This window comes from Acidimicrobiales bacterium (genome assembly GCA_036378675.1).
In the GTDB taxonomy this organism is placed as follows: Bacteria; Actinomycetota; Acidimicrobiia; order Acidimicrobiales; family Palsa-688; genus DASUWA01.
In genome coordinates this window covers 64456-75996 of record DASUWA010000009.1, presented here as the reverse complement: position 1 = coordinate 75996, position 11541 = coordinate 64456, and the positions used below count along the sequence as shown (strand labels likewise).

General features: G+C 67.3%; 12 protein-coding genes. 4 read left to right on the top strand and 8 right to left on the bottom strand.

The window, feature by feature from the left end; genetic code table 11:
• From VFZ97_03495 to leuC, 3 genes are all read right to left on the bottom strand, one after another.
• Nucleotides 1-501: hypothetical protein (locus tag VFZ97_03495; protein ID HEX6392479.1), on the bottom strand; the 501-nt coding region annotated here is incomplete at its 3' end.
• A gap of 238 nt (nucleotides 502-739) precedes the next feature.
• The gene (gene leuD / locus VFZ97_03490) at nucleotides 740-1333 is read right to left on the bottom strand and encodes a 3-isopropylmalate dehydratase small subunit (GenBank protein ID HEX6392478.1); all 594 of its coding nucleotides are present in this window, start codon (nucleotides 1331-1333) and stop codon (nucleotides 740-742) included.
• A gap of 118 nt (nucleotides 1334-1451) precedes the next feature.
• The gene (gene leuC / locus VFZ97_03485) at nucleotides 1452-2858 is read right to left on the bottom strand and encodes a 3-isopropylmalate dehydratase large subunit (GenBank protein ID HEX6392477.1); all 1407 of its coding nucleotides are present in this window, start codon (nucleotides 2856-2858) and stop codon (nucleotides 1452-1454) included.
• Nucleotides 2859-2893: 35 nt separating this feature from the next.
• Here leuC and VFZ97_03480 point away from each other — a divergent pair, with 35 nt between their 5' ends.
• On the top strand, nucleotides 2894-3559 hold the full coding sequence (locus VFZ97_03480) for an IclR family transcriptional regulator (GenBank protein ID HEX6392476.1): 666 nt from the start codon (nucleotides 2894-2896) through the stop codon (nucleotides 3557-3559).
• On the opposite strand, the gene VFZ97_03475 is transcribed toward VFZ97_03480, so the two are convergent.
• On the bottom strand, nucleotides 3543-4415 hold the full coding sequence (locus VFZ97_03475) for an alpha/beta hydrolase (protein HEX6392475.1): 873 nt from the start codon (nucleotides 4413-4415) through the stop codon (nucleotides 3543-3545). The genes VFZ97_03480 and VFZ97_03475 overlap by 17 nt on opposite strands.
• Before the next feature lie 45 nt (nucleotides 4416-4460).
• Nucleotides 4461-5099 (bottom strand): hypothetical protein, encoded by a 639-nt coding sequence (locus VFZ97_03470; protein HEX6392474.1) that lies wholly within the window; start codon nucleotides 5097-5099, stop codon nucleotides 4461-4463.
• A 70-nt stretch (nucleotides 5100-5169) separates the two neighbouring features.
• Between VFZ97_03470 and VFZ97_03465 the strand changes: the two genes are divergently transcribed.
• The gene (locus VFZ97_03465) at nucleotides 5170-5937 is read left to right on the top strand and encodes a Sir2 family NAD-dependent protein deacetylase (GenBank protein HEX6392473.1); all 768 of its coding nucleotides are present in this window, start codon (nucleotides 5170-5172) and stop codon (nucleotides 5935-5937) included.
• 89 nt (nucleotides 5938-6026) lie between these two features.
• Here the strand turns inward: VFZ97_03465 and VFZ97_03460 are convergent, their stop codons facing one another.
• Nucleotides 6027-6626: a nitroreductase family protein gene (locus VFZ97_03460; GenBank protein HEX6392472.1), complete on the bottom strand. Its 600-nt coding sequence runs from the start codon at nucleotides 6624-6626 to the stop codon at nucleotides 6027-6029.
• Nucleotides 6627-6675: 49 nt separating this feature from the next.
• On the opposite strand from VFZ97_03460, the gene moeB reads away from it, so the two are divergent.
• Together moeB and VFZ97_03450 are read left to right on the top strand one after the other, a co-directional pair.
• Nucleotides 6676-7857 (top strand): molybdopterin-synthase adenylyltransferase MoeB, encoded by a 1182-nt coding sequence (gene moeB, locus VFZ97_03455; GenBank protein HEX6392471.1) that lies wholly within the window; start codon nucleotides 6676-6678, stop codon nucleotides 7855-7857.
• Between the two features lie 62 nt (nucleotides 7858-7919).
• Nucleotides 7920-8537 (top strand): hypothetical protein, encoded by a 618-nt coding sequence (locus VFZ97_03450; protein ID HEX6392470.1) that lies wholly within the window; start codon nucleotides 7920-7922, stop codon nucleotides 8535-8537.
• A 1-nt stretch (nucleotide 8538) separates the two neighbouring features.
• On the opposite strand, the gene VFZ97_03445 is transcribed toward VFZ97_03450, so the two are convergent.
• Complete coding sequence (locus VFZ97_03445) at nucleotides 8539-9897, bottom strand: FAD-dependent oxidoreductase (protein HEX6392469.1); 1359 nt, start codon at nucleotides 9895-9897, stop codon at nucleotides 8539-8541.
• Nucleotides 9898-9903: 6 nt separating this feature from the next.
• A complete protein-coding gene (locus tag VFZ97_03440) occupies nucleotides 9904-11490 on the bottom strand; it encodes a methylmalonyl-CoA mutase family protein (GenBank protein ID HEX6392468.1) in 1587 nt (528 codons plus the stop codon).
• Nucleotides 11491-11541 lie beyond the last annotated feature (51 nt).

The window sequence follows — 11541 nt, the reverse complement described above, 5'->3', positions numbered from 1 at the left end:
GGCGACCGTCCGGTCGTACATCGGCATGCCCGGCACCCGGTACACCCGGCTGGCGAGCTTTGCCTTCACTGGGTGGGTCTGGAGGATCTCCGCGGTTCCGTTAGGGACGACCCACTTGCCGGAGTCGCCCGGCTTCGCCTTTGGTGCTTTGGCTGACGTGGCTTTGCCAGATTTGCCGCGTGTGGCGCCGGCGGACTTTCCTGCGGTGGCAGCCTTCTCGCCGGCTGGCTTCCCGTTTCCGGTCGCCTTGTCCCGCGTTGCCGCCGCCCCCTTGCCGTTCGGTTGCGTCTCTTCTTTCGCCGGCACGGGCGTGCCGGTCTTGGCTGGGGCGGTCGGCGCAACGCCGGGGGGGTCAGGCGCAGGGCTGGAAGGGTCGGGCCACCCGCCCGATGCCGGCGTCACCTCCGGACCATCGATCCACGCCTTCAGAGCCGAGCGTGCCACCCACAACGCCATCGCCAGGAGACCCATCCAAACGACGGCACGGATTAGTCGTTTCACCCGCCTGACGCTACCGCCCGGCGTGGCAGCGGGTTCGCGCCGGCGGCTGCCGGCGGCTGCCGGCGGCGCCGGCTGGCGGCTGCCGGCCGCGTACTTCGGGGACTTCGGCCGCCTCGGCCGCCTCAGCCAAGGGTTTGATTGCAATAAGGCACCTAATAGGTGCCAAATCGCAAGAAATGCGTTCGGCGACGCACCTCGTGGGTGACTTCCACCTCGCCCCACATACCCCGAGGTGCGGCTAGCCGACCGCCGGCATCCACTCGGGCCGCCGCGCCTCATGCGCGTCGATGTCGCCCGCGTGGAGAAGCGTCAGCCCGATGTCATCGAGCCCCTCCAGCAGCCGGTGCCGGGTGGACGGATCGAGCGGGAACTCCGACTCGAGCCCCGCCGCCGGCGCTGACACTGTCAGGCGCTCGACGTCCACGGTCACCTCAAGCCCAGGTTCTGCTTCGACCGCTCGCATCAACGCCTCGCCGAAGGAGGCGGACACCTGGACGGGCAACAGGCCGGACTTGGTGGCGTTGTTGCGGAAGATGTCTCCGAACCGGGGCGAGATGACCGCCTTGAATCCGTAGTCCATCAGGGCCCACACCGCGTGTTCCCGCGACGAGCCGGTTCCGAAGTTCGGTCCGGCGACCAGGATCGTGGCGCCGGCGTACTCTGGCTTGTTGAGGACAAAATCCCGGTCGTCCCGCCACTCCGAAAACAGGCCCTTCCCGAACCCGGTCCGCTCCACCTTCTTCAACCAGTCGCTCGGGATGATCTGGTCGGTGTCGACATCCGACCGGTCCAGAGGAACGGCCGTACCTGACACGATCCGCACCGGCTCCATCAGGCACCGCCTTCCAAATCACTAGCCCGGCCGGGGCCCCAAGACACCGATCTGGCCCCGGCCTCCGGGCAGCGTGGGGACCCCAGCCCCACGCCCGGCCGTGAATCCGGCAGCCCGGTCATCGAAGATCCTCCGGGGTTGCAAAATGACCGGCGACCGCCGTCGCCGCGGCAACCGCCGGCGACACCAGGTGCGTCCGGCCGCCCCGCCCCTGGCGCCCCTCGAAGTTGCGATTCGACGTGGACGCCGACCGTTCGCCGGGCTGGAGCTTGTCCGGGTTCATCGCCAGGCACATCGAGCAGCCCGGGTTGCGCCATTCAAAACCCGCGCTAGAGAAGATCCGGTCCAGGCCTTCTTTCTCGGCCTGCGCCTTCACCTGGCCGGAACCGGGGACGACGAGCGCTCGCACGGACTGAGCGACCCGCCGGCCTTCGACCACGGCCGCGGCCGCACGCAGATCCTCGATGCGGCCGTTGGTGCACGACCCGATGAAAACAGTGTCCACCCTCACATCCCGCACCTTCGTCCCCGACGCCAGGCCCATGTAAGCGAGAGCCCTTGCCGCCGCGTCGCGCTGGGAAGGCTCGGCGAACTCGTCGGGCGAGGGAACCGATCCCCCGATCGGAACGACCTGAGCGGGATTGGTTCCCCACGTGACGAACGGCGTCAATGACCCGCCGTCGAGCGAAACCTCTTTATCGAAGGAAGCTCCCTCGTCGGTGACCAACGACCGCCAATCGTCGAGCGCCCGCTCCCAGCCCGCCCCGGCCGGGGCGTGCCGGCGCCCGTCCAAGTACTCGAACGTCGTGTCGTCGGGGGCGACCATACCTGCCCGGGCGCCCGCCTCGATTGACATGTTGCACACGGTCATCCGGCCTTCCATCGAAAGCGATCGGATCGCCGATCCCCGGTACTCGATCACGTGACCCATCCCGCCGCCGGTACCGATCTCACCGATGATGGCGAGAACGACGTCCTTCGGGGTGACACCCGCAGGAAGAGCGCCGTCGACCGTGACCGCCATCGTCTTCGGCCGGCGCTGGGGCAGGGTCTGGGTGGCGAGGACGTGCTCCACCTCGCTTGTCCCGATCCCGAAAGCGAGGGCACCGAACGCCCCGTGCGTCGATGTGTGGCTGTCCCCGCACACGATGGTCATGCCCGGCTGGGTCAGGCCGAGCTCCGGGCCGATGATGTGAACGATCCCTTGGTGGGCGTCGCCCATCGCGAACAGCCGGATGCCGAACTCGGCGCAGTTGGCCGCAAGGACCTCCATCTGCCGCGCAGAGATCGGGTCCTCGACGGGCTGATCGAACGCGGTGGTCGGGACGTTGTGGTCCATCGTCGCCAAGGTGAGATCCGGCCGGCGGACCTTGCGCCCCGACAGGCGGAGACCGTCGAAGGCCTGAGGTGAGGTCACCTCGTGAACGAGGTGAAGATCGATGTAGAGAAGGTCGGGCTCGTCCTTGCCCGACCAGACGACGTGGCGTTCCCAAACCTTGTCGGCGAGCGTACTCGGATGGTTCATAAGCTGTCCCACATATTGAGATAGTGTTCCGGGTTGTGGGAGAGAGTCTAAGCGGCGTCGGCGTGCTGGACAAGGCGATCTCGATCCTCACCGCGCTCGCTACGGGGCCGGCCGCCCTTTCGGAGCTCTCGGCGCAAACAGACCTCCCTCGGGCGACGGCGCACCGGCTGGCATCGGCGCTCGAGACCCACGAGCTGGTCGCCCGGGACGGTACCGGCCGCTACGTGCTTGGCCCGGGCCTCGCCCGCCTGGCCGGCAGCGCCGGCGGCGCCAGGCGCAAAACGATCGTCGAAGCGGCAACTCCCGCTCTCGTCAACTTGCGCGACCAAACGGGAGAGAGCGTCCAGCTGTACGTGCGCTCGGGAGAGAGCCGGGTCTGCGTGATGTCCCTCGAATCCCCCCACAGCCTCCGCACCATCGTCCAGGTCGGCGCGACCCTGCCCATGGACCGAGGGTCCGCGGCGAAGGTCCTCAGATGCGACGCGGACGTCCTCAAGCGCGGGTGGGCGGAGAGCGTCGAGGAGCGGGAAAAAGGGGTGGCCTCGGTGAGCGCACCGATCATCGTCGACTCCGAGGTCGTTGCGGCGGTGTCGGTTTCGGGGCCCATCGACCGGACCAGCCGTCAACCGGGCCGGCGTTACGGCGCTGCGGTCGCCGAGTCCGCCAGACAGATCTCGGGATCCCTCAAGCCTTCGACGTGACCTCGGCGCGCTGTTCCACCATTTGACACGCCGCGCGCAGCGCCGGCACGAACACCCTCGCCTCGTCTACGCACGCCCTGTGGGTTCCCTCCACCTCGAACGTCTGCGAGCCGGGAATCAGGCTCGCGAGGCGGCGCTGCCGTCTGGGGGAGACAGTGGTGTCGAGCGTCGTGACGAGGACCGCCGCCGGCACGTCGACGTCCCCTATCCACGTGGTCGAGTCGAACCGGCCTAGTGCGAGGCCCGCCTGGATCATCGCTGCGGGGTCGTTGCGCTCCCATTCCTGGATCGCCCACTCGGCGGTTCCGGCGATCGCGGACCGGTTGCGCAGCACGTAGCTGACGCCCCACTGCCGGGCTTCGTAGGGGATCCCTGAGAGGGCCAGAGACAGGCCGTAGCCGGCCACTGCCATCAGGCCGCCGAACTCGCGCCGCACCGCAAAACGAGCTGCGGTCGCCCCGAGCACCAAACCCTTGACCTTCGACGGGTGGCGCCGCCACAACAGCTGCGCCACGGGGCCGCCCATGGAGTAGCCCGCCACGATCGCCGGCCCGATCTCCAAGCGGTCGATCAGCGCGGCGACGTCGTCGGCGCAGTCCTCCAGCCGGAACGGGCGGCGGCTGCGGATCCCTCTGCCGTGGCCCCGGTGATCCAGCGCGACCACCCGGTGGTCCTCGGACAGGGGGCCGAAGCACCGGTACCAATTCAGGCCGGCCGTCGACGTCCAGCCGTGGAGCAGGACGACCGCAGACGCGTCGCCCGCGGGCCCGGGACCGCTGTTGTACACCCACGTGCGGCCCCTGCCGGGCAGCTGCACGTACTCGGCGGGTGGCAGCTTCGGCCGTTTCACCTCCATCAATAACAAGGCTAAGCCACGCCGGCAGTCTGCCGGCGTGGCAGATCAGCCCGAAGCAGCGGCCATCGCCGATCGGTGGCGCTCGGTCGCCCAGGCGGCGGCATCTTTGACGAGGGCCGGGTGGTAGCGCCAACGGGTGAGCTGGCGCTCCACCGCCTCCGGATCCTCGCCAAGCTCCAGCAGGCTGAGGGCGAGATGCCTCGCCCGCTTGCGCAGGCCGTCTTCGGGTGGGTCGAGAAGCTGGTCGGCTTGCCAGCGGTCGTGAGCCTCCTGGAGCGCCGGCGACAGGCGGACGGTGTGGCGCCGGCTGAGGGGCGGCAGCCGGCGCCTGACCGCGAGCTGCTCGGGTCCGATGACCTTGGCCAGCTCGAACTGGATCATCCTGTTGACAGTCCGGAGGAACGGCGAGTGCCGGCCGCCCTTGTCGCCCAGACCCAAAGCCCGGGCGGTCTCCCCGAGCGGAAGGTCGAACCCCTGCGGGCTGGCGTCGAACCCGGCTGCGACTCGCCTCATCAGCCACGTGGTGCTCGGGCCGATGATCGAAAGCCAGAAGCGTTCGACGTACTGCGAGCGGGGATCGAACCCGACCTTGTCGATCACGTCGTCCACCCAGGGTTCCACCCTGAGCACTTCTGACTGGAACGTCACCATCGGTAGCACTGTGAACTCCTCAGTCTTTTTCAATAAATAAGAAGCTATTTCATGCTATCCAACTCTGAACCGGTCCGCAAGGGCCATTTGAGACACTGGAGTGATGGACGGCGACCGGGGGACCGAGGCGGACCGGCTGGCGCATGCGAGGGAGCTCCTGGCTGCCCCCAAGAGGGTCACGGTCCTGACCGGGGCGGGCATCTCGACCGATTCGGGGATACCGGACTTCAGGGGGCCCCAGGGCGTCTGGACCAGGAACCCGGCGGCCGAGAAGACCTCGACTCTCTCCCACTACCTGGAGGATCCCGATGTTCGCCGCCAGGCCTGGCAGAACCGGCTCACGTCGCCGGCCTGGGACGCCCGGCCGAACCGGGGGCACGAAGCGCTCGCGGAGCTTGAACGCCAGGAGCGGCTGGTCGCCCTGGTCACCCAGAACATCGACGAGCTTCACCAGCTGGCAGGGAACAGCCAGGAGAAGGTCGTCGAGCTTCACGGGAGCATGAGGCGGGTGGTCTGCTGGGACTGCGGAGTCGAAGGGCCGATGCTGCCGACCCTGGAGAGGGTTCGGGCGGGCGAGCCAGACCCGGCGTGCACCGAGTGCGGCGGGATCCTCAAATCGGCAACGATCAGCTTCGGCCAGAACCTCGATCCAGATGTCCTGGAACGGGCCGACCGCGCGGCGCGGACGTGCGACACGTTCCTTGCCGTGGGTTCGAGCCTGGTCATTTATCCGGCGGCCGGTCTGGTCCCTCTCGCCAAGCGGGCCGGATCCGCCCTGGTGATCGTCAACGCTGAAGAAACCCCCTACGACGATATTGCCGACGTCGTTTTGCGCGGATCGATAAGCGACGTCCTCCCGCAGATCATCTGAATGGCGCTACGACATTGGCCCGGCGGGGCCCCAACCCCGCCTCCTCCGGAAGCGTGGGGACCCCAGCCCCACGCCCGGCCGTGACATGCTTACCAGCGGCCGCGATGGACCACCTCCGAGACCGGCCGCCGGCCTCGCACCGCTGATCCCACGGGTCCGCCTTCCGGCGCCGGCCAGCCGAGAGCGACGGCTCCGATCGGGTCCCACCCCGCCGGAATCCCGAACGCGTCCCGCAGGCGCGCCCGATCGCCGCGTAGCCCGAAAAACAACGCCCCCAAGCCTTCTTCCACCGCACCCAGAAGAAGGATCATCGTCGCGAACGAAACGTCGACCACCCAGAACGGCGCCGGCCAAGCGTCCTCGGTGGTCATGCCGTGTTCGATCTTGTCCGGCTCGGAATACCGGTCGAGATAGGCGCGCACGCTGCACAGCGGAACGACGATCACCGGGGCTCGCAATACGCCCGGCAGCGTCGGGTTCTCGAGCCACACGGGGTCTGCGTCGGCGCGCCAAAACCCGTCTACCTGCTCTCGCCCGTCGAGCACTAAAAACGACCAACCTTGCGTGTGGCCCGCCGACGGGGCCCGACTCGCCCTGTCGAGCAGCCGGTCAACGACATCTGAGGGCACAGGGTCCCCGGTGAAGTTGCGGCACATCCGACGCCGGCTCAATACCTCAGCGAGTTCCATAGGGCACCTGACAAGTCACATAGATGACCGTACCGGTAGCATTTAGTGCATGGCGACGTTCCGGGATCTGCTAAAGGACACCAAGGCACGCATCAAAGAGGTGGACACGGCGGGGGCCGCCGATGAGGTCGCCAAGCCGGGGACCGTTGTCCTCGATGTGCGCGAGCCCGATGAGTACGAGCAGGGCGCGCTGCCGAACGCGATCCACATCCCCCGCGGGCATCTCGAAAGCCAGATCGAGTCCCGCTTGCCCGACCACGACGCCCACATCGTCGTCTACTGCGCCGGCGGCACCCGCTCGGCGTTCGCCGCGGACACCCTCGCGCAGCTCGGCTACTCGGACGTCGTCTCGATGATCGGCGGGTTCAACAAGTGGAAGGACGAAGGCCGTTCCTGGAGGGCGCCGGTAAGCCTCACCGCGGACCAGCGCAACCGCTACCAGCGCCACATTCTGCTGCCCGAGGTCGACGTCGCCGGCCAGGCGAAGCTGCTCGATTCGAAGGTGCTCCTGATCGGAGCCGGCGGGCTCGGGTCACCGGCCGCCCTCTACCTCGCGGCGGCCGGGGTCGGGACGCTCGGAATCATCGACATGGACGTCGTCGACGACTCGAACCTCCAGCGGCAGATCCTCCACAACATGGATCGCATCGGGGAGCGCAAGGTCGACTCCGCCAAGAAGACCCTCACCGCGCTCAACCCGGACGTAACCGTCGTCACCTACGACGTCCGGCTCGGCGCCGACAACGTCCTGGACATCTTCGCCGGCTACGACATCATCCTCGACGGGACCGACAACTTCCCGACCCGCTACCTCGTCAACGACGCGTCCCTGAAGCTCGACATCCCCGTCGTCCACGGATCGATTTTCCGCTTCGAGGGCCAGGCGAGCGTTTACCTGCCCCACCAAGGCCCGTGCTACCGCTGCCAGGTCCCCGAGCCCCCGCCGGCGGAGCTTGCCCCGTCGTGCTCCGAAGCCGGAGTTCTGGGGGTGCTGCCCGGGATCATCGGGAGCATCCAGGCGATGGAGACGATCAAGCTCCTCCTTGGCATAGGCGACCCCCTCGTCGGCCGGCTGCTTGCCTACGACGCCCTCGAAGAGTCGTTCCGGACCTTCAAGGTGAACCGCGATCCGGAGTGCGCAGCGTGCAGCATCCCCAAGGAACTGCTCGTCATCGCCGAATATGACGAGTTGTGCATGCCGCATCCGATCGAGGCTCCGAAATCCGCTTAAGCGGGTTCGCAGAACCTCCGGCTGAGAAACGGGCGGCTAAGTCCGCCCGTTTCGAGCCACGCGTGGCGCGGACCCGCTTAGGGCAAATCCTTTTAGGAAAAATCGCAACGGTTGGTGTGCTCGCCCTTGTGCCCCTTGGTCTGGCTGCGTGCGGCGGAGGCCAGTCCGACACTGGGGGAGCGCTAGGTCAAGCTCCGCCGACCGCGGCACCGGGCGCATCGCTCCAGGCGACGCCGGGGCCTCAGGTCAGCATGGGGCGGGTCAACGGATTGCCGGTTCCGCAGCTCGCCGGCAAGCCCAGCATGAACGCCGCCCTGAGGCAGGTTGCCTCGACATTGTCCGGGACCTGCACCGTCGCGGTCGAACGCGACGACTCGCGGCTCGGCTCGTTCCTGTGGACCTGCACGGACGGAAAACGAACCGCTGTCACGTTCGATCAGCGCAACGAGCACAACCTCAGCCTCGACGACCTGTTCCAAGGCAACTACCGGGCGTACCTGACCACGACGGCCGTCGCGCAGATGAAGGCGGACGGAGTGTCGAGCCCGTCGGCCGGCAACTTCTCGGTGTGGTACTTCACGCCATCGTCCTTGGTGGTCGCGTTTCCGGGGTCGATCGTCTCGTTCCCGGTAACAAGCCTGGGAAGCTACGTGCGACCCTCCGGCCCACTAGCGACCTGAACTATTCGGCTGCGTCGGCGATCGCCTCGGACAGGGTCGGGTGCGCGAGGACGCTCTCGACAATGTCGGTCACCTTCAGGTTGGCGGTCACGGCCAGCGCGATCACCGAGATCAACTCGGCCGCATGGCGCCCGACGATCGACCCGCCGAGAACAACGCCGGTGGCCGGGTCGGAGAGGATCTTGACGAACCCGGTCGGGTCGTCGTTGATCAACGCCTTCGCCGCCGCCGCGTAGGGAACCTTGGTCACCCTTATCTTGCGTCCTGTGGCGAACGCTTCGGCCTCCGCGAGGCCGACCTCGGCGATCTCCGGCTCGGTGAAGATCGCGGACGCGGCCTTCTCGTAGTCGATGTGCCGGTGTTCGCGCGTGTGCAGCCCCATCACATGCTCGGCGATCTTTCGTCCCTGCATTGCAGCGACCGAAGAGAGCGGCAGCTTTCCTGACACGTCCCCGGCCGCGTAGATGTGCGCCACGTTCGACTGGCAGTGATGGTTGATCGGGATGTATCCGCCATCGACGTTGACGCCGGCCGCCTCCAGGCCAATACCTTCGCTGTTCGGTATCGATCCGATCGCAAGCAACGCGTGCGTGCCGCGGGCAACGCGCCCGTCGTCGCATAGCACCGCTACCGACTCTCCGTTCAACTCGATGCCCTCCGCGCGTGCACCCTTCAGCAACTTCACGCCTCTGCGAAGAAGCTCGTCTTCGAGCGCGGCAGCCACCTCAGGGTCTTTCGTCGGAAGCACCTGCTGGCGGCTGACTATCAGCGTCACCTTCGCGCCGAACGAGCTGAACATGTGCACGAACTCGACACCCGTAACGCCGGATCCGATCACGACCAGGTGCTGCGGCATCTGGGGAGGCGGGTATGCCTGCCGGGTGGTGAGAACCCGCTCGCCGTCGGGTGTCGCCCAGTCGGGGATCCGCGGCCGGCTGCCCGTCGAGATCAGGACCGCGTCGGCTTCTATCTCCTCGACCCCAGTGTCGGTCTCCGCGAAGACCTCGTGGGGGCCTTTCATCCGGCCGCTCCCCCGGATGATCCGGACGCCCTGACTGTCCAGAAGCGTCGTCACCTGGTCGCGCAGGTGGGCCTCGATGCTGTCGATCCTCTTGCGTTGCGCTACCAGGTCGAGCATCGGGTCCTGGTGGGCGAGACCCATGCCCTCCACCCTCCTGGTGAAGCTCATGGCGCCACCGGTGGCGATCATCGTCTTGGAGGGAATGCAGTCCCACAGGTGGGCCGCGCCTCCGACGACGTCTCGCTCGATCAGGGTCACTTCTGCTCCGAGGCGCGCCGCGTACGTCGCGGCCGTGTTGCCGCCCGGGCCCCCACCGATGATTACGAAACGGACCGGCATGTTCTCCTACCTGCTCGGCTGGTAAACGCCGAAAACTCCCCGCAGCACGTCGCTCACCTCGCCCAGCGTTGCCCGGCGCCGAAGCGCCTCTTTCATCGGGGGAAGCAGGTTCTGTGTTCCGCGCCCGGCCCGGTCCAACTCCTTCAGCGCGGCATCAACCGCTGCCTGGTCGCGCTCTGCCCGGGTTCTCCTCACTCGCTCGACCTGACTGCGTTCCAGCGCTGGATCGATAGGGAACACCTCGGTCAGCTCGGGCTCCTCCTCGGCGAACTTGTTGACGCCGACGATCACCTTCTCGACCGTGTCGACGGCCTTCGCGTATGCGTACGCGGCCTGCTCGATCTCGTCCTGCATATAGGCGGCCTCGATCGCCGCGACGGCTCCGCCCATTCCGTCGATCTTCTCGAGGTACTCCCAGGCCCTCGCCTCCACGGCGTCGGTCAAGGACTCGACGAAGTAGGACCCGGCGAGGGGATCGGCGGTGTCGACGACTCCCGACTCGTTCGCCACGATCTGCTGCGTCCGAAGAGCGATGCGCGCGGCCCTCGCAGTCGGAAGCCCGAGCGCTTCGTCGAACCCGTTCGCGTGCAGGCTCTGCGTCCCGCCCAGGACCGCGGCGAGGCTCTGGAGGGTGACCCGGGCGATGTTGTTCTCCGGCTGCTGCGCGGTCAGCGTCGATCCCCCGGTTTGGGTGTGGAAGCGCAACAGCTTGCTCTTCTCGTCCTTGGCGCCGAAACGCTCCGTCATGATCTTGGCCCACATTCTGCGGGCGGCACGGAACTTGGCCACCTCTTCGAAGAAGTTGTTATGGGCATTCCAGAAAAAGCTCAGCCTCGGCGCGAACTCGTCCACCGGCAGGCCGGCGTCGATCGCGGCCTGCACGTAGGCGATCCCGTTGGCGATGGTGAATGCGATCTCCTGGACCGCGGTCGAACCCGCCTCGCGGATGTGGTAGCCGGAGATCGAGATGGTGTTCCAGCTGGGGAGGTTCTCCCGGCAGTAGGCGAAGATGTCGGTGATCAGCCGCATCGACTGGCGCGGAGGATAGATGTAGGTGCCCCGGGCGACGTACTCCTTCAGCACATCGTTCTGGATGGTGCCGCCGAGCTTCGCCGCCGGCACCCCCTGCTCCTCGGCCACGAGCTCGTAGAGGAGAAGAAGGATCGCCGCCGTGGCGTTGATCGTCATCGAAGTGGTGACCTGGTCGAGGGGGAGGCCGCTCAACAGGATCCGCATGTCGTCGATCGAGTCGATCGCCACGCCGACCTTGCCGACCTCGCCTTCGGCGCGGACGTGATCGGAGTCGTACCCCATCTGGGTCGGGAGGTCGAACGCACATGACAGGCCGGTGCCACCCGCGGCGAGGAGCAGCCGCCAGCGCTCGTTGGTCGACTCTGCGTTCCCGAATCCCGAGTACTGGCGGATGGTCCAGGGCCTGCCCCGGTACATCGTCGGGTAGATACCGCGCGTGTACGGGAACGACCCCGGCTGGCCGAGCTCGCGGTTGGGGTCCCAACCGGCAAGGTCCTCGTCCGTGTAATAGGGGCGGATGTCTATGCCTGAGTCGGTGCGGCGCTCGTCCGGGGGGGCCATGCCCACCAGGTTATTTACCTAGAGGCCGATCACGACAGGTGGGCGTGCCTG

What these genes read in the sequence shown, in the direction of transcription:
- leuD (HEX6392478.1), bottom strand. Translation starts at nt 1,333, where the DNA reads ATGGAGCCGGTGCGGATCGTGTCAGGTACGGCCGTTCCTCTGGACCGG.
- VFZ97_03475 (HEX6392475.1), bottom strand. Translation starts at nt 4,415, where the DNA reads ATGGAGGTGAAACGGCCGAAGCTGCCACCCGCCGAGTACGTGCAGCTG.
- VFZ97_03440 (HEX6392468.1), bottom strand. Translation starts at nt 11,490, where the DNA reads ATGGCCCCCCCGGACGAGCGCCGCACCGACTCAGGCATAGACATCCGC.
- VFZ97_03465 (HEX6392473.1), top strand. Translation starts at nt 5,170, where the DNA reads ATGGACGGCGACCGGGGGACCGAGGCGGACCGGCTGGCGCATGCGAGG.
- VFZ97_03445 (HEX6392469.1), bottom strand. Translation starts at nt 9,897, where the DNA reads ATGCCGGTCCGTTTCGTAATCATCGGTGGGGGCCCGGGCGGCAACACG.
- VFZ97_03460 (HEX6392472.1), bottom strand. Translation starts at nt 6,626, where the DNA reads ATGGAACTCGCTGAGGTATTGAGCCGGCGTCGGATGTGCCGCAACTTC.
- moeB (HEX6392471.1), top strand. Translation starts at nt 6,676, where the DNA reads ATGGCGACGTTCCGGGATCTGCTAAAGGACACCAAGGCACGCATCAAA.
- leuC (HEX6392477.1), bottom strand. Translation starts at nt 2,858, where the DNA reads ATGAACCATCCGAGTACGCTCGCCGACAAGGTTTGGGAACGCCACGTC.